This window comes from Rahnella inusitata (genome assembly GCF_965118895.1).
Classification (GTDB): Bacteria; Pseudomonadota; Gammaproteobacteria; order Enterobacterales; family Enterobacteriaceae; genus Rahnella; species Rahnella inusitata_A.
Genome location: NZ_CBCPJJ010000023.1, coordinates 87,303 through 108,162, shown reverse-complemented (window position 1 = coordinate 108,162; position 20,860 = coordinate 87,303). Strand labels below are relative to the sequence as shown.

General features: G+C 56.1%; 12 protein-coding genes and 1 pseudogene. 6 read left to right on the top strand and 7 right to left on the bottom strand.

The features are described from left to right. Positions 1–178: 178 nt before the first annotated feature. On the bottom strand, positions 179–721 hold the full coding sequence (locus ACMHLI_RS19495; RefSeq protein ID WP_413530902.1) for a M15 family metallopeptidase: 543 nt from the start codon (positions 719–721) through the stop codon (positions 179–181). Then, a complete protein-coding gene (locus ACMHLI_RS19490; protein WP_413530901.1) occupies positions 718–1,536 on the bottom strand; it encodes a gamma-glutamyl-gamma-aminobutyrate hydrolase family protein in 819 nt (272 codons plus the stop codon). Before ACMHLI_RS19490 ends, ACMHLI_RS19495 begins: the two co-directional genes overlap by 4 nt. Positions 1,537–2,008: 472 nt before the next feature. Between ACMHLI_RS19490 and ACMHLI_RS19485 the strand changes: the two genes are divergently transcribed. From ACMHLI_RS19485 to ACMHLI_RS19470, 4 genes are read left to right on the top strand one after another with little or no spacing between them, the layout of a single operon-like run. Next, on the top strand, positions 2,009–3,301 hold the full coding sequence (locus tag ACMHLI_RS19485) for an MdtA/MuxA family multidrug efflux RND transporter periplasmic adaptor subunit (RefSeq protein ID WP_413530900.1): 1,293 nt from the start codon (positions 2,009–2,011) through the stop codon (positions 3,299–3,301). Further along, positions 3,298–6,507: an efflux RND transporter permease subunit gene (locus ACMHLI_RS19480; RefSeq protein ID WP_413530899.1), complete on the top strand. Its 3,210-nt coding sequence runs from the start codon at positions 3,298–3,300 to the stop codon at positions 6,505–6,507. Before ACMHLI_RS19485 ends, ACMHLI_RS19480 begins: the two co-directional genes overlap by 4 nt. After that, positions 6,504–9,632 (top strand): efflux RND transporter permease subunit, encoded by a 3,129-nt coding sequence (locus ACMHLI_RS19475; RefSeq protein ID WP_413530898.1) that lies wholly within the window; start codon positions 6,504–6,506, stop codon positions 9,630–9,632. Before ACMHLI_RS19480 ends, ACMHLI_RS19475 begins: the two co-directional genes overlap by 4 nt. Next, positions 9,622–11,070, top strand: coding sequence for an efflux transporter outer membrane subunit (locus ACMHLI_RS19470; RefSeq protein WP_413530897.1), 1,449 nt, complete (start codon positions 9,622–9,624; stop codon positions 11,068–11,070). Before ACMHLI_RS19475 ends, ACMHLI_RS19470 begins: the two co-directional genes overlap by 11 nt. A 165-nt stretch (positions 11,071–11,235) precedes the next feature. On the opposite strand, the gene ACMHLI_RS19465 is transcribed toward ACMHLI_RS19470, so the two are convergent. Further along, positions 11,236–12,414, bottom strand: a complete 1,179-nt coding sequence (locus tag ACMHLI_RS19465) for a c-type cytochrome (protein WP_413530896.1) — start codon at positions 12,412–12,414, stop codon at positions 11,236–11,238. Continuing rightward, positions 12,411–14,321 (bottom strand): annotated as a pseudogene (locus tag ACMHLI_RS19460) (NAD(P)-binding protein). The gene ACMHLI_RS19465 and the pseudogene ACMHLI_RS19460 overlap by 4 nt, the downstream one beginning before the upstream one ends. 391 nt (positions 14,322–14,712) lie before the next feature. Here ACMHLI_RS19460 and ACMHLI_RS19455 point away from each other — a divergent pair. After that, positions 14,713–16,314, top strand: a complete 1,602-nt coding sequence (locus ACMHLI_RS19455; protein WP_413530895.1) for a PTS transporter subunit EIIC — start codon at positions 14,713–14,715, stop codon at positions 16,312–16,314. On the opposite strand, the gene ACMHLI_RS19450 is transcribed toward ACMHLI_RS19455, so the two are convergent. Both ACMHLI_RS19450 and ACMHLI_RS19445 read right to left on the bottom strand, forming a co-directional pair. Continuing rightward, complete coding sequence (locus ACMHLI_RS19450; protein ID WP_413530894.1) at positions 16,311–17,051, bottom strand: GntR family transcriptional regulator; 741 nt, start codon at positions 17,049–17,051, stop codon at positions 16,311–16,313. The two genes, ACMHLI_RS19455 and ACMHLI_RS19450, sit on opposite strands and share 4 nt — an antisense overlap. Before the next feature lie 173 nt (positions 17,052–17,224). Continuing rightward, entirely contained in the window at positions 17,225–18,979 is a 1,755-nt protein-coding gene (locus tag ACMHLI_RS19445) for an ABC transporter ATP-binding protein/permease (protein ID WP_413530893.1), read from the bottom strand. A 130-nt stretch (positions 18,980–19,109) separates the two neighbouring features. On the opposite strand from ACMHLI_RS19445, the gene ACMHLI_RS19440 reads away from it, so the two are divergent. Continuing rightward, positions 19,110–19,826 (top strand): tetratricopeptide repeat protein, encoded by a 717-nt coding sequence (locus ACMHLI_RS19440; RefSeq protein WP_413530892.1) that lies wholly within the window; start codon positions 19,110–19,112, stop codon positions 19,824–19,826. 133 nt (positions 19,827–19,959) lie between these two features. On the opposite strand, the gene ACMHLI_RS19435 is transcribed toward ACMHLI_RS19440, so the two are convergent. Next, positions 19,960–20,835, bottom strand: coding sequence for an MBL fold metallo-hydrolase (locus ACMHLI_RS19435; protein ID WP_413530891.1), 876 nt, complete (start codon positions 20,833–20,835; stop codon positions 19,960–19,962). Between the last annotated feature and the right edge of the window lie 25 nt (positions 20,836–20,860).

Genomic DNA, 20,860 nt, shown 5'->3' with positions numbered 1-20,860 from the left:
TTATGACTTATTAGAAGGTGTAAAGACCAGGCTCGCTTCTCAGGAAGCCTTTTGAGGGCATAGTGTGTTTTATTTGTTCTAAAAATGAAATAGAAAATTGGCCTAACAGAAAAATGTTTTAGGGACAATTTTAGTTATGGAAAGTGAGAGGCAGATCACCCGTTTAGGCGACATGGCGTTATTGCGGGTGCCAGCACCAGTGCCACGGTTCGTAGATGAATCCCCACGGGTTGTTCAGCGGAAAAGACATCACGAAGCCAAAGCGCGCGGCGTTGGCTTTCAGCCATGCGAAAGCGTCGGTTTCACCGAACACGCCGGTGACTTCATCACAACCGGGAGTATTGATATCCACGGCGCAGCCGGTGTGATGCTCGCTGCATCCGGGCGGTGCCAGTGAGGTAAAGAAGTTTTCGGGCGGAAGTCCGGCATCCTGCTTCGCGCGGATAAGACCCGCCTGATATTCCAGACTGCGCCACGCGGATACCAGATAAATGGCGATGCCTTCGGCGGCGGCCTGCTGTTTCATCGTCCGCCATGCCTGCGCGGCAGGGGAGATCAGACGGTAGATTTTACCGGTGTCCGCATCGGTCTCTGCGTCCACAAGTAAGTGCTCACTTACTTGCTCGAAGTACGGCAGAGTGCGGTGTGCGATAACCAACGGGTCGATGATCAGATCCCGCAACATCTGGTCTGTTTTGGTTTTCAGCACCGCCTGATTCATGCCTCTTCTTTCCCTTTGCGCGTCATTGCGTCGGTCATCGCCCGCGCCGAACTGCGCATAGAATGCTTGTAACGCGAAGCCGCTGACACCAGCGCGTTCAGCAATTGTGTATCCTGCTGATGTTGCTGATATTCCGGGTGCCACTGCACGCCAAGGCAAAAGTCATAGCCTTCGCACTCGATGCCTTCGATCACGCCGTCCGGCGCATACGCATTAATGCGGCAACCTTCGCCGACAGATTTCACCGCCTGATGATGCGAACTGTTGACCTCATAGTGCAGGCTGTCAACGCAGCGGCTAAGCAGCGACCCTTTGACGATCTCAACCTGATGGCGAGCGCGCTTTTTGCCTCCGGCATTTTCGGTATCGACGGTGGTGCTGTGCTCGAGCGCATCAGGCAGCGCATCGGGAATATGCTGATGCAACGTGCCGCCGGTAAGGACTGCCAGCAGTTGCTGGCCGCCACAGATGCCCAGCAGCGGCATGTTGCGCTGCATCGCGCCTTTGACGATGGCTTTTTCGAATTCGGTGCGGCCAGGTTTCAGTCGCACCTGACTGCTGGTCTGCTGCTCATTGAACAACTCGGGTGGGACGTCAAACGCGCCGCCGGTCACAACAATCCCGTCGCACAGCACGAGATACTCATCCGCCAGATCGGCATGATGCGGCAATGCCAGCGGTACAGCCCCCAGCTCTGCCAGACTTTCCATGTAGTTCTGACGTAAGGCGTACCATGGAAAGTCGGCGTAGCCCCCGGCTTCCTCGCTGTCGAGCGTGACCCCGATTACCGGTCTGGATTGAAATTTTGTATGCATTCTCCCGATTCCCTGCCATGAAGATGAAAAACAACCAGAAAATTAACCATATCAAGGGGCGGTCAGCTCAAACAATATAAATTATCAATGAATGCAATTTTCAGGATTTACCTCTACTTTTTTAAACCATTTGGATGATGTGGTTGTTTATTTTTCATGCTAAATCAGCGTATTCCTGACAAAATTCCGGGCGGCGTTGACAGTTCCTGAAAATTTTCTGCTTCCTTCTTCAACTTTCATTCTCATTTAGTCCTTAACATTGGCTACCTCTAAAGGCTAAATTAGCGGGTATAATTCATCCGGATGATTGAAATACATATTCTTAATTACTAACGAAATCTTTACGTTGTCCTAAAAACAGCCACCCGTGGTTTTCAGGGATAATGGTTTTTTTGCCGAACAATAAAATCTCTGGTTGAAGGTCAATTTTCAGCTGTTTTCTCCTCATCAATACTGCGAAATCAAGAAATTTATGCTGCCGACTGCCTCATCTCGCTCTAAAAAACGCACCTTCGTGTGGGTCATCATCGCCATCATCATTGCGGCGATCCTGGTCTGGTTCTTTGCTTTCCATCAGAGTTCGTCCGAATCCGCGGGTAAAAAAGGACCAGGGCGCGGCGGTATGCGCGCGATGCGCGGCCAGATGATGATGGGGATGGATACGCCGGTGCAGGCCGGAAAAGCCACGCAGGCGGATGTGCCGGTCTATCTGCGTGCGCTGGGTACCGTGGTGGCGAATGCCACCGTGACGGTCACCAGCCGGGTCGATGGCCAGCTGATGAAGGTGTATTTCACCGAAGGGCAGAAAGTCGAGCAGGGGCAGTTGCTGGCGCAAATTGATCCGCGCAGCTATCAGGCGACGCTTGAGCAGTATCAGGGCTCACTGGCGCAGAATCAGGCGCTGTCGAGAAGCGCTGAGCTGACGCTGGCGCGTTACCGCAAACTGTATGCGCAGGACTCTTTAGCGCGTCAGGATCTGGAAAGCCAGATTGCGACCGCCGGGCAGTACGCCGGGGCGATGAAAGCCGATCAGGCGCAAATAGATGCCGCCAAACTGAATCTTGAGTTCGCGAAAATCACCGCGCCGGTCAGCGGCCACGTAGGGTTACGTCTGGTCGATCCGGGCAATATGGTCACCAGCAGCTCAACGACCGGTATCGTCACCATTACCCAGACGCAGCCGATTGCTGTCACCTTCAGCGTGCCGCAAAGCAATCTGCAAACCCTGCTCAAAGCGCTGCGCGGCGGCAATAAACTGCCGACCACCGCCTTTAATCAGGACGGCAGCGAAGTGCTCGATCAGGGCCAGCTGCAATTTATCAGTAATGAAATTGATAGCAGCACCGGCAGTATCAAGCTGAAAGCGCTGTTCAATAATGCGGATGAAAAACTCTATCCAAACCAGTTTGTGAACGCCCGCTTACAGGTTTCTACGCTCAAAGACGCCACGGTTATTCCGGCAGCGGCGTTGCAGTTGAGCAGTAACGGCGATTTTGTGTACGTGATCAAAGCTGATAACACCATCGAGCGCCGCGCGGTGAAATCCGGGCCGGACTTTGGTGACAGCCAGGTAGCGATATTGTCGGGCGTGAAGCCGGGCGAACAAGTGGTGACGACCGGCATTGATCGTCTGACAAACGGCGCGAAAGTGCAGGTGGTGACCGCCAATACCGAGGATGCCGCCGCTGCCGGTTCTTCGAAAGCGCGTGAGCAAGGCGCTGGTGTCGATAAAGCCACGACCGGCAAAGACAGCGGGCCGAAATGAATCCTTCACGCCTCTTTATTCAAAGGCCGGTTGCGACCATTCTGCTGATGGTCGCCGTGCTGCTGTCGGGCATTTTTGCCTACAACATGCTCTCTACCTCGGCGCTGCCGCAGGTCGATTATCCGACTATTCAGGTGACCACGCTCTATCCGGGTGCCAGTCCGGACGTGATGGCGTCGGGGATTACCGCGCCGCTTGAACGCCAGCTCGGCCAGATGGCCGGTTTGAGCCAGATGTATTCCACCAGCGCCAGCGGCTCTTCGATCATTACGCTGAAATTCTCGCTGGATCTGTCTCTCGACGTCGCCGAGCAGGAAGTGCAGGCCGCAATCAACGCCGCCGACAGCCTGCTGCCGAAAGATTTACCCAATCCGCCGACCTATAAAAAAGTGAACCCGGCGGATGCCGCAGTACTGACGCTGGCCGTCACCTCCGAATCGCTGCCGCTGACCAAAGTGCAGGATTTGGTGAACACCCGCGTAGCGCTGAAGCTTTCGCAAATTTCCGGCGTCGGCATGGTGACGCTGGCGGGCGGGCATCAGCCTGCCATCCGCGTCCAGGTAGATCCACGCAAACTGGCGGCGCATAACCTCACGCTGGAATCCATTAACACGCTGATCGGTAACAGCAACGTCAACGGTTCCAAAGGCGGTTTCGACGGCCCGCATCATTCGATCACCATTGATGCTAACGATCAGCTGCGCACCGCGTCCGAATACGCCAACCTGATTGTGACTTACGAAAACGGCGCTGCGCTGCGTTTGCGCGATATCGCCACGCTGTCCGAAGCGCCTGAAAACCAGTATCTGTCCGCGTGGGCGAATAAAGAACCGGCGATCATTATCAGCGTTCAGCGCCAGCCCGGTGCCAACGTGATTCAGGTGGTGGATGCGATTAAAGCCCAGTTGCCGAAATTGCAGGAAGCGCTGCCGGACTCGGTCAAAGTCAGCATTCTGTCTGACCGGACCCAGACCATCCGTGCCTCGATCAGCGACGTTCAGTTCGAATTGTTGCTGTCGATTGCGCTGGTGGTGATGGTGACCTTCCTGTTCCTGCGTAACGTGGCGGCGACCCTTATCCCAAGCGTCGCGGTGCCGCTGTCGCTAATCGGCACCTTCGGTGTGATGTACCTGTGCGGCTTCAGCCTGAATAACTTATCGCTGATGGCCCTGACCATCGCCACCGGCTTCGTTATCGATGACGCCATCGTGGTGGTGGAAAACATTTCGCGACGCCTGGAAGAGGGCGAAACCCCGATGCAGGCGGCGCTGAAAGGCTCGAAACAGATCGGTTTCACCATCATTTCCCTGACTTTTTCTCTTATCGCCGTACTGATCCCGCTGCTGTTTATGGGTGACGTGGTGGGGCGCCTGTTCCGCGAATTTGCCATCACGCTGGCGGTGTCGATACTGGTGTCGATGGTCGTCTCGCTGACGCTCACCCCGATGCTGTGTGCCTATTTGCTGCGCCATACGCCGGAGGAAAAACAGAGTAAGTTCTACCGCAAAGGCGGCGAATTCTTCGATAAGATGATCGCCGGTTATGACCGCATGTTGATCGTGGTGCTTAACCATCAAAAACTCACCCTGCTGGTTGCCGCCGCCACGTTAGTTTTCACCGCGCTGCTGTATGTGATTGTGCCAAAAGGCTTCTTCCCGTCGCAGGATACCGGGATGATTCAGGGCATTACGCAGGCGTCGCAGGACGTGTCCTTTGGCGAAATGGGGCGCCGTCAGCAGTTACTGGCTGCCGCGATTCTCAAAGATCCGGATGTCGAAAGCGTCGCTTCAACCATCGGCGTGGACGGCAATAACACCAGCCTGAACAGCGGCCGGTTGCAGATCAGCCTGAAATCTTTTGATGAACGCAGCGAACGTGCGCCGGCGATCATCGAGCGTCTGAAACAGGAAACTGCCGGTGTGCCGGGTATCGAACTGTATTTGCAGGCATCGCAGGATCTGACCGTTGACGATCAGGTGACGCCGAGTCAATACCAGTTCACGCTCGATGATTCAGACAGCGAAAATCTGGTGGAGTGGACGCCGAAACTGCTGGCGAAACTCAGCGAGCAGCCGGAATTTGGCGATGCGGTCAGCAACCTGCAAAATCAGGGGCAAATAGCCTACGTGGAATTAGATCGCGACGCCGCCGCGCGTTACGGCATTACGGCGTCTGACGTCGATACCGCGCTGTACAACGCCTTCGGTCAGCGTCTGGTGTCCACCATCTTTACTCAGGCTAACCAGTACCGCGTGGTGCTGGAAGTTGCGCCGCAGTTCCAGCAGTCGCCTGCTTCGTTCGATGACATCTATCTGGCGAGCAACGCCACGACATCAGCGACCAGCAGCACAACCTCAAACAGCAACGCGGCGTCCTCAACGACCACCGCATCAGGCAGTTCCACGTCATCCACCAGCACCAGCAGTTCCAGCAATGGTATGGTGAAACTGACGTCGATCGCCAAAATCCACATGCGCACCGGCGCGCTGTTGCAGGCACGCCTTAACCAGTTCCCGGCGGTAACGGTTTCCTTCAACCTTAACGACGGTTATTCGCTGGAGCAGGCGCAGCAGGCGATCAAAACGACCATAGCGGATATCGCAATGCCGGACAGCATCACGCTGCGCTATCAGGGGGCGGCAGCCTCGTTTGAAAGCGCGACCGGCAATACGCTGTGGCTGATCCTCGCCGCGCTGCTGACCATGTACGTGGTGCTCGGCATTCTGTACGAAAGCTTTATCCATCCGGTGACCATTCTTTCCACGCTGCCGTCGGCGGCGGTGGGCGCGCTGTTGTCGCTGATCTTTGCCGGAACCGAGTTCAGCCTGATCGCGTTGATCGGGGTGATCCTGCTGATCGGGATCGTCAAAAAGAACGCCATTATGATGATCGACTTCGCACTGGAAGCGGAAAATAAGCAGGGGTTATCGCCGCGTGAGGCAATTCATCAGGCCTGTTTACTGCGTTTTCGCCCGATCATGATGACCACCATGGCCGCGCTGCTCGGTGCATTGCCGCTGATGCTGGCCAGCGGATCCGGCGCGGAACTGCGCCAGCCGCTGGGGCTTGTGATCGTCGGCGGTCTGATCTTCAGTCAGATCCTGACGCTGTTCTCCACGCCGGTGATCTACCTGATGTTCGACAACCTTTCGCACCGCTTTAATCCGCGCCACCGTCGTGCCGCGCAGCGGGCGGACAACCGATGAATATCTCGCGCTTCTTCATCCTGCGGCCGGTCGCCACCCTGCTGCTGACGCTGGCGGTTCTGCTGCTTGGTCTGCTCGGTTACCGTTTGCTGCCGGTCGCGCCGCTGCCGCAGGTGGATTTCCCGACCATTCTGGTCAGCGCCAGTTTGCCGGGTGCCAGCCCTGAAACCATGGCGGCTACCGTCGCCACGCCGCTGGAAAGGGCGCTCGGGCAGATTGCGGGCGTCACGGAGATGACCTCGCGCAGCTCGCAAAGCTCCACCAGCGTGATTTTGCAGTTCGATTTAGATCGTGACATTAACGGCGCAGCGCGTGACGTGCAGGCGGCGATCAACGCTTCCCGCGCGTTGCTGCCGAGCAGCATGCCGTCGCTGCCGACCTACCGCAAAGCCAACCCGTCGGATGCGCCGATTATCATGCTGGCGCTGACGTCGGCCACGCGCAGCAAAGGCGAGCTGTACGATATCGCCTCCAGCCAGCTGCAACAGAAAATAGCGCAGGTGAACGGCGTCGGACAGGTGTCTCTGGTCGGCTCCGCGCTGCCGGGCGTGCGGATTGATTTACGTCCGGAAGCGGTCACGTCCTACGGCATTTCCCTCGACACCATCCGTTCGGCCATTGCCAACAGCACCAGCAACCTGCCTAAAGGTCTGCTGCAAGGCTCGAACCAGTCATGGATGATCGAAGGCAACGGTCAGCAAAGTACCGCAGCACAGTACAAAACGCTGATCATCACCTACATCAACGGCGCGGCGATCCGCCTCAGCGACGTCGCCAATGTCTATGATTCGGTCGAAGATAAATACAACGTCGGCTATTACAACAGCACGCCGTCGGTGATGATCGGCGTAACGCGTCAGGCGGGCGCGAACATGCTGGAAACCATCGAGGCGATCAAAGCCGCGCTGCCGCTGATGAAAGAAAGCCTGCCGGGCGACGTCCAGCTCAATCTGGCGCTCGACCGCTCCCCGAACGTCTCCGCTTCCCTGCGCGATACAGAAATGACCCTGCTGGAAGCCACGCTGCTGGTAATTGCGGTGGTGTTTGTTTTCCTGCGCAACTGGCGCGCGGTGCTGATCCCTGCGCTGGCGCTGCCGGTTTCCCTGATCGGCACTTGTGCGGTGATGTATCTGCTCGGCTACAGCCTCGATAACCTGTCGCTGATGGCGCTGATTATCGCCACCGGCTTTGTGGTCGATGACGCCATCGTGGTGCTCGAAAATATTACGCGGCATATCGAAGAAGGTATGGGGCCGGTGCGTGCGGCTATCAAAGGCGCACAGGAAGTCAGCTTTACCGTGCTTTCAATGACGCTGTCGCTGATCGCCGTATTTATCCCGATCCTGCTGATGGGCAGCATCGTCGGGCGTCTGTTCCGCGAATTTGCGGTGACGCTCAGCGTCTCACTGATCATCTCCATGCTGGTCTCGCTCAGCCTGACGCCGATGCTCTGCGCACGTTTTCTGAAACGTAAACCGCCGGTGGAAAAACGTCAGCCGCGCATTTATCGCATGATCGAACGCGGCCTCAACAAACTACTGGCCGCCTATTCTGTGGCGCTCGGCTGGGTGATGCGCCATCAGCTGATCACGCTGGTCGGGCTGTTCCTGACGGTGCTGCTCAACTTTTACCTGTATACCGTGGTGGAAAAAGGCTTCTTCCCGGATCAGGACACCGGCATGTTGATGGGCATGTTGCGGGCGGATCAGAACACGTCGTTTCAGTCGATCCAGCCGCAGGTGCTGAAATACAGCAAGATAATCCAGGACGATCCGGCCGTGGAGGCAGTGATGAGTTCTGCGGGCAGCGGCGGGTTTGGGTCACGCAATACCGCAACGTTTTTCGTGCGCCTGAAAGATTTCGATAAACGCACCGCCAACGCCAATCAGGTGGCTAATCGCCTGATGATGGAAACCGCCAAAGTGCCGGGATCGCAGCTGTTTCTGATGGCGGCGCAGGACTTGCACATCGGTGGGCGCAGCGCCAACGCCCAGTATCAGTACAGCTTACAGGCCGACGATCTTTCCCTGCTGCGCGAATGGGCGCCGAAAGTGAAAGCCGCGCTGGCAGCACTGCCGGAGCTGACCGGCGTCGATTCGGACTCGCAGACCGGCGGGCAGGAAGTGATGCTTAATATCGATCGCGACCGCGCCACGCAGCTCGGTGTTAACGTGAAGATGATCGATACTTTGCTCAACAACGCCTTCAGCCAGCGGCAGATCGCGACAATCTACAAAACGCTTAACCAGTATCACGTGGTGATGAACCTGACGTCGGATTACACCGGCAATCCTGATGTACTGAACCAGCTGTATGTAGTGACCGACGCAGGTAAACAGATCCCGCTGTCGGCCTTTACCTCGTTCAGCGGCGCGAATGCACCCCTCTCGGTGGCGCATCAGGGGCAGACGGCAACCACGACCATCGCCTTTAACCTGGCCGACGGTTACGCGCTGGAACAGGCGCAGGCCGCGCTGAAAACCGCGATGGCGAAAATTGGTTTGCCGGATACCATTCAGGGCAGCTATGCCGGTACGGCGCAGGCGTTCCAGGCGCTGGCAAGCTCCATGCCGTGGCTGATTCTGGCGGCGCTGGCGGCGGTGTATATCGTCCTCGGCGTGCTGTATGAAAGCTACATTCATCCGCTGACCATTCTCTCAACGCTGCCGTCAGCCGGCCTTGGCGCACTGCTGCTGATGCTGATGACCGGCACGCAACTGACGGTGATCGCGCTGATCGGGATCCTTTTGCTGATCGGCATCGTGAAGAAGAATGCGATCATGATGATCGACTTCGCGCTCGACGCCGAACGCCGCCTCGGCCTTTCGCCACAGCAGGCGATCATTCAGGCTTGCCTGATGCGTTTTCGCCCGATCCTGATGACCACGCTGGCGGCGTTCTTTGGCGCATTGCCACTGGCGCTTGGCAGCGGCGGCGATGCAGATCTGCGCAGCCCGCTGGGGCTGGCAATCGCTGGGGGGCTGGCGCTGAGCCAGATCCTGACGTTATTCACCACGCCGGTGGTGTACTTGTACATGGATCGCACAAGCCGCGCGACGCATCGCCTATGGCATCGTCTGCGCCCGCACACTACGTCGCCGGAGGTCAGTTCACATGACCGATAAAACAATGAATTCTTACCCTGAAGCGAATCTGATGACTTTGCAAAAATCCCGTACTATGGCGTTCCGTCTTGTTCCGCTGGCGCTGGCATTATTCGTCAGCGCCTGTACCGTCGGGCCGGATTACCAACGGCCTGACGTCGCCATGCCGACGGCGTTTAAAGAAGCCAAAGGCTGGACGGCGGCGATTCCTAAAGATAACCAGAGCAAAGGTGACTGGTGGACGGTGTATCAGGACCCGGAGCTGTCTTCGCTGCTGAGTCAGGTGAAGATTTCCAACCAGAACGTCGCGCAGTACGCCGCGCAATACCGTCAGGCGCAGGCGTTAGTTACCCAGGCGCGTTCGGATCTCTATCCTTCCGTCGATGCCTCTGTTGGCAGCACGCGCAGCGGTACGTCATCGACCGTCACCAAAAAACAGTCGGCTGAACTCAGCGCCAGCTGGGAGCTGGATCTGTGGGGCAAACTGCGCCGCTCGGCAGAAGAGCAGGACGCCAGCGCGCAGGCGAGCAAGGCCGATCTTGCCGACGCCACGCTCAGTGCGCAGTCCGAACTGGCGCAGGATTACTTTCAGCTGCGGGTGATGGATCAGCAGATCGCCCTGTATCAGCGCAGCATCGAGGCATATCAGCGTTATCTGACCGTCATTCAGAATCAGTATGAAGGCGGTAACGCCTCACGCGCCACGCTGGCGCAGGCACAGACGCAGCTGGAAAGCACCAAAGCCTCGGCGCTCGATCTGCAATGGCAGCGCGCCCAGCTCGAGCACGCTATCGCGGTGCTGATCGGTAAACCGCCGGCGCAATTCAGCCTTGCCGCGCGCGATGTCAAACTGACTCTGCCGCAGATCCCTGATGCTTTACCTTCTCAGCTGTTGCAGCGTCGACCAGATATTGCCGCCGCTGAACGCACCATGGCCTCTTCCAACGCCGCCGTCGGTGTCGCGACCGCAGCGTATTATCCGGATCTGACCTTAAGCGCCAGCGGTGGATTCGCCAGTTCAGCGTTCCATAACCTGTTCTCACTGCCGAACCGCGTCTGGTCTTTAGGCCCGGAACTTAGCCAGACGGTGCTGGATTTTGGTTCGACCCGTGGCAAAGTCGCACAGGCCGAAGCTGCCTATGATGCCGACGTCGCCGGTTATCGCCAAAGCGTGTTAACCGCGATGCAGGAAGTGGAAGATTATCTGGTCGAACTGCACACACTGGATAACGAACTCATCGCCCGCCAGAACGCCGCCGATTCCGCCAAAGAATCCGCGCGCGTGACGTACAACCAGTATCAGGCCGGGATGATTGACTACCTTGACGTCGCCAGTACCGAGAATACCAGCCTGACCCAGCAGCAAAGCGTCCTGTCGCTGGTCAGCACTCAGATGGTAACCAGCGTTAAGCTTATCGCCGCACTGGGCGGTGGCTGGGATGGGGATGTGGGGAAATAGTGTATTTTGAAGTGCTGTATTAAACTCCCTCCCAGCCCCCCCTTCGCAGGAGGAGAAGCTAAAACCGTCGGCAGTGAGTGACTCGATCGGCGCCTTCCCCTCTCATGAGGAGAAGGCTGGGATGGGGTGTTAACTTTTACTAGACCAGAACAATCGGCTATCTTGTTATTTCCCGGCTTTCCGCGCCTTCGCCACATCCTCCGCAGTAACTTCGGCCGCGTGATTCCCCCAGCTGGCGCGCAGGGTGTTGGTTAACTCTGCAGCCTGCTGGTCGGTCAGTGTCCAGCCGTAGGCGGGCATGGTGTTGGACATATGCTCTGCCGTCACCGGCGTCTGGCCACCGTTGAGGATCACCCTTAACAGCGTTTGCGGATTTTCAGCGTTGACGGTCAGATTGCCCGCCAGCGCCGGGATCGTATAGTCTTTCCCGCCGCCGTTCACACCGTGGCAGGTCGAGCAGTAGCGCATAAAGGTCTGCTGCCCGGCAGGCGTCGCGACGGCAACTTTCGCGGGTTTATCCGGTGTCTCCGTTTTGAGACTCAGCAGATACACCGCCATGCTGTTGAGATCCGCATCGGTCATAAACTGCGTGCTGTTAGTGATCACTTCCCCCATCGGGCCACTGACCGCGTCGTGTGCGTTGCGACCCGTTTTCAGCAATGTGACCAGCTCCGGCTGGCTGACGTTGAGGCCGCGCAGTGAAGGCGCAGACCAGCCATCGAGTTCACCACCGCTTAGAAACGCCGTGCTTTGCTCATCGACCGCTTTCTCCTGCTGCGCCCAGCCGCGTGGTGTATGGCAGGCACCGCAGTGTCCGGCGCCCTGCACCAGATACGCACCCCGGTTCCATTCGGCACTTTGACTGGCCTGCGGTGTGTATTCGCCTTCCTCGAGGAAAATGCTGTTCCACACGTGCAGCGGCCAGCGGATCGACATCGGCCAGCTGATGTCATTGTCGCGGTTGGCGACTGGCTGTGGCTTCACCTCTTTCATCAGATAGTCGTACAGCGCGCGCATATCCTTGCCGCTCATTTTCACATAAGAGGTGTACGGCATAGCCGGATAAAGCGGATGCCCGTCTTTGGCGATGCCCTGACGCATCGCTTTGTCAAACTCTTCAAAGCGGTAACCACCGATGCCAGATTTCACGTCGGGCGTGATATTGGTCGAATAGATCTCACCAAGCGGCGTCGCAAAACGCACGCCACCCGCCAGATCCGCGCCTGTCGATGATGTGTGACAGGCCGCGCAGTCGGCGGACTTAGCGACATATTCTCCTTCGGACATCGCCATCGCAGAGCCTGCCGTCGCCATCAGTGTGGCGAAAATCATCAGCTGTTTCATGCGTTCACCTTCTTCATGGCTGTCAGTTCGTTCACTGCGCGCCAGGCCTGATCCACCGCCGAGTTAGCATACGGGCTCCAGTCGGAGTCGGAGTTCGCAATAGTGATGCGCCCGACCGGCTGACGGGCGAGCTGGATGGTTTTCTGCGACTGCTCTTCGTCGTCGAACATCCCGCTGAGGAAGTAGGAATAGCCGTGTGACCAGCGGTTGACGGTGATCGCCATGATGTCCCGCTGATGATCGAAACCGGCTTCGCCGAACATGCCTTGTAGCTGATCGCGGATCATTTTTTCATGCGCATCAAACGACGTACCGAGTAACAGCGCGCGGCCTTTGCGAGACTGTTCGCGTGGGCTGAGGCCGCTGCCTGGCAGCGTCGGCACGTAGACCATATGCAGGCCAATCGGCTGATTCGGATCGCGTGGATGCTGATAACCGCCCATATCCACCGGATAATCCAGCTTCACGCGGCTATAAGGCGCGCCGGGGGAGTAGATTTCATGAACGCCGAGTTTGATAAACGGCTGCCAGTTGCGGATCACCACTTTGGTATACACCAGCGGCGCTTTGACGTTCACCTTCAGCGCGGCTTTCTGGGCGTCGGCAATTTCCGGCACCAGATAGGGGATCATCATATTGTAACCGGCCATCACCGCCTGTCCGGCGCGGACGCGGTGCAGCTGTGAGCCGGTCATGTAAGTCACCTCAACCGCCGGTTTCCCCTCATGTTCCACGTTGGCGACGTGCATGCCGGTGCTGTTCAGACGCAGGCGCACCGGTTGCCCGCTCTTATCGAGCTGGCTGTAATCGAATTTCGCCAGCACGATATCTTCCATCGTATTGCCCGGCGCGACCTGCGGGATCAGATGACGCACCATCAGGCGCGCAAGACCGGCGTTGCCGTCCGGGAAGTGGAAAATGTAAGGCTGATCGAGATCTTCCAGCGATTCTGCGTCCAGCGGCGGTAATCCCATGCTTTCCAGCCCCGGCAGGGCACAGATGCGCGCATCGCTGCATGAGGTGGCATCGATCCCGACCGCCTGAAAATCATTGGTGCGCTGCTGGAAATAACGGATCGCCATCTCACTCAGCCCGACTTTTTCACGCAGGAACTGGGTATAACTGTGCCCGTCCACCCAGGCGACTTTATCTTCCTGACTCATCCCGTGCAGATAATCTTTTTCTTCGGTATGCAGGGCGATAAGCGCCTTACGGTCAGATTCCGGTAGCGGGAAATCATTGATGAAATCGCGGATATCGCGCCCGTTGAGGCGATCCGGTGGGATATCATCGGCCACCGCGCGGCCCGGATCGCCGCTGACGATTTTATCGACGCCAAAGTTTTTGCGATCAAAGTACACGCCACGGCTCAGGTGCAGATCCGGATAGAACGTCTGATCGAAGTCCTTCGCCATCGTTTCTATATCGACGTTCAGCGTTTTCAGCAGCCCCATCGCTACCGGGCTGAAGTTGGTGCGCGGCGACTGGAAAGACTCACTGCCGCCGTAACCGAGCAGGGTTTTATCCTCGACATGGAATTCATTGCGCTTGGCGTGCCCGCCAAAATCATCATGGTTGTCCAGCAGTAAAATCCGCTGCTGCTTGCCATGTTGTTCCTACCAGAAACACGCCGCCGCCAGACCGCTTATCCCGGCACCGACGACCACCAGATCAAACTCATCCTCCACCGGTAAACTGGACGGATCGACCTTTTTACCTTCGCGCCCGAGTATATGCGCCGCCTCGTAAGAACCCTGATGATTACCGCGTAGCCCGGTCAGGGAAGGCGGATAATACAGCGTCTGCGCCGCCGTTTGCGGCGAGGCCTTCAGCGCCTCAAACGGCGTCATACCAGCGGTCACGGTAATCGCCACACCATTTAAAAAATCACGACGAGTGATGCCCATATTGTTTCCTTAAATTGCCCACTATCAACCCGCACTGAAGCAGCGCGGCAAAAGTCTTACGCTAAAAAAAATTATCAATGTTTTAACAATTTTAACATAAAGAGCGACTTAGAGCGTGATGGCGGGCGCAAATGAGGAAGGAGGAAATTTTGCCGAGAGGGCTGAACTGATTGGAAGTCGTGCCGCAGGTATCAGGAGCTGAATTTAAGGGTTAGGATGATTAGAGATATTTGCTGGCTTGCTCAGTTATTAAACGTCTTACCCCTTCCTCATCTTCCCGCAAAACTGTGATCTCTTTCATACTCCTGACCACTATGTCTATACAACTATACATTCTGTGACTTAACTCAATGAAAGCGTGTTTTTTAGCCAGTGAATTGAGGGGATACAGATGATGAAACTTGGCAGCAAGATCCACGATCTGGGGAAAGCCCTGATGACGCCTATCTCGGTGATCGCCGCCGCCGGGATTTTCCTGGGGCTGGCCGCGGCGTTGCAGAATCCGTCGGTGACCGGTGAAGCGTTCACGCAGATGAAAACGTTACAGCTGGTGATCGGGTTTATCCGGCAGGTGTCCGGCGCACTGTTTGCTAACCTGCCGCTGTTCTTTGCGGTGGCGACCGCGATGGGTCTGGCCAATGCAGAGAAGGCCACAGCGGCCTTTTCCGCAGTGATCGGCTTTGTCGGGTTGCACGTCGGGGTTAATTATAGCCTGCTGGCGCAGGGGATTAGCCCGGAAACCATTACCGTTGCGAAGCTCACGTCGAAAGGCATGACCGAAAGCGATGCGATGATCTACGCGGCGGAGTTCACCAACACGCTGGGGATTTTCACCTATAACATGAGCGTGCTTGGCGGTGTACTGGTCGGTCTTATCACCATGTGGCTGCATAACCGGTTCTATACCATTGTGTTACCCACGGCGATCGCCTTCTTCGGCGGGCGTCGTTTTGTGCCGATCGTGACCATTCTGGTACTGCCGATCGTCGGGGTGCTGATGTCGCTTATCTGGCCGACCGTCGCGCAGGGGATCCAGTGGGTCGGCGAGTTGATCGGGCGAACCGGGGAAGTCGGCACCTTTATTTATGCCACTTCCGAGCGATTGCTGATCCCGACCGGCCTGCATCACATCATCAACGAAACCGTGCGCTTCACGCCGATTGGTGGCGTGACGACGGTGGATAATCAAAGCATCGTCGGTGCGCTGAATATCTTCAACGCTGCGCTGGCTAATCCGGGCATGATCTCTGACGCCGTAACCCAGCAGGCGACACGCTTTCTGGCGCAGGGAAAAATCCCGGTAATGATGTTTGGCTTACCGGCGGCGGCGCTGGCGATGTATCACTGCGCGCGCCCCGAGCATAAAGGGCGCGTAAAAGCGCTGATGCTGGCGGGTGGGCTGGCGTCGTTTACCACCGGCATCACTGAGCCGCTGGAGTTCTGCTTTATCTTCGTCTCGCCGGTGTTGTATATCCTGCACGCGGTGCTGACCGGACTCTCTTTCGTGCTGATGCAAATGTTCCACGTGATGATCGGTAACGTGCAGGGCGGCGCGATCGACTTCCTGATCTTCGGCGTGCTTGGCGGCAGCAAAACGCACTGGTGGTATCCGCTGATCCTCGGGATTATCTATGCACCTCTGTACTACTTCAGCTTCCGCTGGGTGATCCTGCGCATGCAGGTGAAAACACCGGGCCGTGAGGATGAAAATGATGCCGAGGAGCGCGCTAAACCGGCGCAGGGTACCGGTGAAAAAACCAAAAATATTATTATCGGGCTGGGCGGCGAAGGGAATATCACGGCGGTCGATTGCTGCTTCACCCGTCTGCGCGTGAAGGTGAAAGATATGTCACAGGTACAGGATGGCACGTTGATGAAAACCGGGGCGGCAGGCGTGAAACGGATCACTGACACTGACGTGCATGTAATTTACGGTCCGCAGGTTGAACAGGTCGCAAATCTGGTGAAGGCGGAGCTTTCCGGTATCGCCTAACTTTTGACTTTGGCATGGACGCTGAAGCCGTAGTTTTTCTGGTTGTAGTAGACGTCGGAAACTTCAAACAGCGAACCGTCGGTAAAGGTGACGATGGCGTGAGAATGCAACACCGGCTGGTCGCGTGACAGATTCAGCGCGAGGCGGATCTCGTTAGAAGGCAGTTCTGCTGAAATGAGCTTGGTGCTTCCCGAAGGCTGAAAACCTTTCGAGCGGATATAGGCGTATTTCGAGGACGTCATCGCCGCGCGGGTGATATCCGGGAAGCGATCGCACAACATCCAGCACTGTTCATACACAAAAGGCTCATCGCCCAGCAGGCGCAGGCGGATCATGAAATAGACTTCCGTACCTGCGGCGACGTTCAGTTCAGTAGCAATACTCTCACTCGCAGGGATGCGGCGAAAATCCAGAACCTGATTTTCAATCCGCTGATTATTTTCCTGCGCCACTTCACTGGCGGTAAGGTGCCGGTCCAGTGGCAGAATGATTTTCTGCTGTTTTGGCGGCTCAACCACAAAGGTTCCGCGCCCGCGAAAACGCGCTACTCTGCCCTGACGCACCAGATAATCCACTGCTTTTCGCGCGGTCATGCGCGATACGCCATATATCTCGCACAGCGCGGCTTCCGTAGGGATCGGGTCACCGGGTCTGATGTCGCCTGCGCTGATTTTTTCGGTCAGCTGCTGCTCAATTTGCAGGTAGAGCGGCGTGAACGAATTCTTATCAATTTTCATCAGACCTCCGGTCACTAAATAATAGCTGTTAAGGATAATTGTATAGCCGGGTATACATTCGAACAAATTGTGTTGCGGGTTTTGTGCGCTGAAATGGGTTATGAAAGCAAAAAAAAAAGGTTGCTGTTATCAGCAACCTTTATGCGCTTAGTTTATTACGCGGGCGTCAGACGCTATTGAGGTAAAACCGCGCTCGACGTAAATCCGCACGGACCGTTTTCCTGGTTTTTGAAACGCCAGCAGTTCTGATGGTACTTAGCAACCGTGTTACGGTGCGCAACGCTGATGACCGACGTTTCCGGAAGTTCGCTCAGCAACAACGCATAAACCCGATGCTCAGTTTCTTCATCCATTGCGCTGGTAGCTTCGTCAAGGAACAGCGTATCCGGCTTGATAAGCAGGGCGCGGGCAAATGACAGACGCTGCTGCTCTCCCGGCGACAGGCGCTGGCTCCAGTTAGCGTAATCATCCAGCATGGCGACCGATGCCAGATGCGGCAGGCGACATTGTTCCAGTACGTGCTGTAGCTGCTCATCGGTATATTCGCGGCTGGCGTCCGGGTAACTCAGCGCATCGCGCAGGGTGCCAATTGGAATATAACTGCGTTGCGGCAGGAACAGGTAACGCTTGCCCTGAGCCAGCGAGATATTGCCTGCGCCGTAAGGCCAGATACCGGCAATGGCGCGTAGCAGCGTCGATTTACCACAACCGGAAGGGCCGGCAATCAGCACGCGTTCACCCGGTTTCATCTCGGCGGAAACGTTACAGAACAGCGGGCTACCATCCGGCAGATTCAGCGTCAGGTTATCGAGTTTCAGCGCATGTTCCGCGCTTTCACCAACTTTGATACCGCGTGGCTGAGCGTTAACCTGATCAATCGCGGCGTTGAAACCAGCCAGACGGTTAACGGTCGCTTTCCAGTTGGCCAGATCGGTAAAGGCATCGATAAACCATGACAGTGCGCCCTGCACCTGACCGAACGCCGAGGCGATTTGCATCAGCGCACCCATCTGGATCGCACCGGCGAAATAGCGCGGTGAAGCAACCAGAATCGGGAAGATATTGGCAAACTGGCCGTAGAAGTTGGAGGCAATATTCAGGCGACGGGTGACGCGCATGATCGACCACCAGTTGGTTTTGATCGAATCAAACTTGCCGGAAAGCTGGTCACGTTCGTTTTTCTCGCCGTGGTATAGCGCAATAGCGTCGCTATTTTCACGGATACGGATCAGCCCGAAACGGAAGTTCGCCTCGAACCATTCCTGATTAAAACCAAGTTTGACCAACGGTTTACCGATCCACCAGATAATGAAGGAACCCAGAGCTGCGTACAGCAGGGCGAACCACACCATGTAGCCGGGAATATCGAAATGATGGCCGGCGAACACGAAGTTAAGCGGACCACTGATCGACCATAAAATAAACACGAAAGAGAACAGCGTGACGACGCTCGACAGCAACCCGAGAACCAGTGAAAGCGTGCCGCTGGTCAGGGCATTGAGGTCATCGGAAATACGCTGATCGGGGTTATCCACCTGATGCTGGTACTCCGTGTAATAATAGGCGTGATTGGTCAGCCACTTCTCCATATACTCTTCGGTCATCCAGCGTCGCCAGCTCATTTGCAGGCCCTGCGTCAGGTAAACCCTGTACACTGCAATGACGATGAAAAGCAGTGCCAGCCAGGTGAATTTCCACAGCTGAGCTTTGAAAACCGGGTAGTTTCTGTTTTGCAGCGCATCGTAAAATACGCGATTCCATTCGTTAAGCAGGACGCTGATGTAGACGGTTGCCAGTGAGAGGATAACGATCGTGGCCAACATGCCCCAGGCTCGCCACTTTTCTTCTGAGCGCCAATAAGGCTTAATCAACTGCCAGACGGCGCCCCATTGCGCCGATTTACCAGGTTTTTTAGTCATAATTGCCATGTTTAATCGATATGTTGTGAAGCCTAATCATCCCAGAATGAGTGCCTTAGTGCGATAGGGCAATAAAGTACTTGTAAGGATGTTTTTCCAGCACGAAGCTCTGTAGACCACAAAAGTAGAAGGATGTTTGATGAAAGTCGCAGTGAATTTTCTGCTGGTGGCAGGATGTTTTACCAGCGTTCAGGCGCTTGCTCAGATTGATGAACCGGACATTAATGCCGATTGCGTGAAAGCGGGTATTTACGCCTCTGCCGGAAAAGTCGCGTACCAGCAGGGGGAATTTGCCAAAGCGCGGGAAATTTTCCGCAATCAGGTGGCCTGGAGCGAGTTCTGCCACAAGCCGCAGGATCAGATCGCCACCGCGTATAACAACATCGCGCTGACCTACATTCGTCAGGGCAATTACCGTAAAGCCAAAGCCTGGCTGATGCTGGCGCCTGCTGACAAAAAATCACAATACAATCTGAGTCAGATCCAGCCGAAACTTGACGCGCTACCGCAGCCCGAAAGCGCAGCCGGGGAATACTGGCAATATGCCGGTTTCGGCAGCTGGAATCTGGTGGACGTCAAAGCCGAAGAGGCGCAGTTCAAAATTGATTTCTCCGGGCAGTACATGGGGCAGATGTCGCTGTATTACGGCCCGAACATCGGCGAATTCTCGGTAGTGACCGCGATTAAAGACCATCACGCGGTTTATCATGAAGCCGATGACGCCTCAGCGGGCGAGGGGCAATGTTCGGTGGACATGAATTTCGCCACTGAAAATGTCAGATTGCACACTACCGGCGACTGCGGATTCGGGCATAACGTTCAGGCCGAAGGGGAATTTGTGCGGGTAACGCCGTAAGTTCTGCCTGGACCCGCTATTAAAAAACCCGCGTTATGCGGGTTTAGCGTTAAGACCAGTCGGTGTAATCCTCTGATAGATAAAGTTTATTCTGTAATACCCAAACTGCGGTTGGCCGCAGCTTCAACCAGTATTAAGGCCACTGCATTTCCCCTTTCAATACTTTCGCGCTCAGTTGTAATGAAGAATCGTCTTTCAGCTGCGGATAATGTTTTTTCATCGCGGCAACCAGTGCGACGGAATCTTTCGCTTTCGGCAGTTCTTTTTCCAGCGTCAGCAAATAATTGCGGGTGAATTTCACCGCTTCAAGCGTATGCGGTGCGCCCGGCAGGAAATGTCCCGGCACGACGACGTCGGGTTTCAGACCAGCGATTTCATCCAGCGCTTCCACCCACTGCTTGCGGGATTTTGCGGTCTGGGTATCTGCTGTCCAGACGTGCATATTGTCGCCATTGACCAGCACACCGCCAACGACGGCTTTCAGTGACGGGATGTAAACGAACGTGCGTGCGGCATCAACGCCTTTCACTTCAAATTTATGACCTTCCAGTTCAAACGTACTGCCTTTCAGCGGCTGCGGAACGATCACGGATTTCGGTGCGTTCTCTTTCAGCTGCGGGCCCCAGAAGGCCACTTTGCCATCTTTGCTGGCGTTGATCAGATCAATGGTCGCCTGCGTCGCGATAATTTTGGCGTCCGGGAACGCAGCGTGGATTACGTCCAGCCCGAAATAGTAATCAGGGTCTGACTGGCTGATGTACACCGTGGTCAGTTTTTTACCGGTAGCTTTGATTTTCTCCACCAGATTTTGCGCATCATTGCGCTGGAACTGGGCGTCGATCAGCACGGCTTCTTTCTCGCCGGTGATAATTTCTGAAGACACCGGGAAGATGGCGTTTTCACCCGGATTGTAGACGTCCATTTTCAGCGCAGTAGCGGCGTGAGCGGACAGGCTGGTACCTAGCAGGGCGGCAATCAGGGTCAGTGGTTTTAAGAGTTTAAGACGCATAACATTTCCTCAGAGGCATAAAATA

What these genes read in the sequence shown, in the direction of transcription:
- ACMHLI_RS19475 (WP_413530898.1), top strand. Translation starts at nt 6,504, where the DNA reads ATGAATATCTCGCGCTTCTTCATCCTGCGGCCGGTCGCCACCCTGCTG.
- ACMHLI_RS19490 (WP_413530901.1), bottom strand. Translation starts at nt 1,536, where the DNA reads ATGCATACAAAATTTCAATCCAGACCGGTAATCGGGGTCACGCTCGAC.
- ACMHLI_RS19465 (WP_413530896.1), bottom strand. Translation starts at nt 12,414, where the DNA reads ATGAAACAGCTGATGATTTTCGCCACACTGATGGCGACGGCAGGCTCT.
- ACMHLI_RS19470 (WP_413530897.1), top strand. Translation starts at nt 9,622, where the DNA reads ATGACCGATAAAACAATGAATTCTTACCCTGAAGCGAATCTGATGACT.
- ACMHLI_RS19440 (WP_413530892.1), top strand. Translation starts at nt 19,110, where the DNA reads ATGAAAGTCGCAGTGAATTTTCTGCTGGTGGCAGGATGTTTTACCAGC.
- ACMHLI_RS19445 (WP_413530893.1), bottom strand. Translation starts at nt 18,979, where the DNA reads ATGGCAATTATGACTAAAAAACCTGGTAAATCGGCGCAATGGGGCGCC.
- ACMHLI_RS19480 (WP_413530899.1), top strand. Translation starts at nt 3,298, where the DNA reads ATGAATCCTTCACGCCTCTTTATTCAAAGGCCGGTTGCGACCATTCTG.
- ACMHLI_RS19450 (WP_413530894.1), bottom strand. Translation starts at nt 17,051, where the DNA reads ATGAAAATTGATAAGAATTCGTTCACGCCGCTCTACCTGCAAATTGAG.
- ACMHLI_RS19485 (WP_413530900.1), top strand. Translation starts at nt 2,009, where the DNA reads ATGCTGCCGACTGCCTCATCTCGCTCTAAAAAACGCACCTTCGTGTGG.
- ACMHLI_RS19435 (WP_413530891.1), bottom strand. Translation starts at nt 20,835, where the DNA reads ATGCGTCTTAAACTCTTAAAACCACTGACCCTGATTGCCGCCCTGCTA.
- ACMHLI_RS19455 (WP_413530895.1), top strand. Translation starts at nt 14,713, where the DNA reads ATGATGAAACTTGGCAGCAAGATCCACGATCTGGGGAAAGCCCTGATG.
- ACMHLI_RS19495 (WP_413530902.1), bottom strand. Translation starts at nt 721, where the DNA reads ATGAATCAGGCGGTGCTGAAAACCAAAACAGACCAGATGTTGCGGGAT.